Annotated in this window: 1 pseudogene; it reads right to left on the bottom strand. The window is 52.0% G+C overall.

From position 1 onward, the window contains the following. Nucleotides 1-36 precede the first annotated feature (36 nt). A pseudogene (locus tag CWB85_RS22725) lies at nucleotides 37-223 on the bottom strand (methionine synthase); the annotation flags it as partial.

Raw genomic sequence — 223 nt, 5'->3', positions numbered from 1 at the left:
TCATGCCTCGATTAACATACCTCGTCAGAAATCCCCTTACCCGGCTGCTAACTCTTTGCGGAAGATCTCTGCGCCTGCTGTTAATGCATTGAGCTTGACTCTGGCAACTGCGCGAGGAAGCGGTTCCATACCCCAGTTCGTGCCAGGATAGAGTTTGTCTGCATCTACATATTGCAGGGCGTTTCGGAGCGTGTTGGGGACTTCTTCTGGCGTGTCTATCCTT

Source organism: Pseudoalteromonas sp. S1727 (genome assembly GCF_005886375.1).
GTDB classification, from domain to species: Bacteria; Pseudomonadota; Gammaproteobacteria; order Enterobacterales; family Alteromonadaceae; genus Pseudoalteromonas; species Pseudoalteromonas haloplanktis.
Note: the sequence above shows the minus strand (reverse complement) of the source record. Positions and strands in the feature narration are given on the sequence as shown.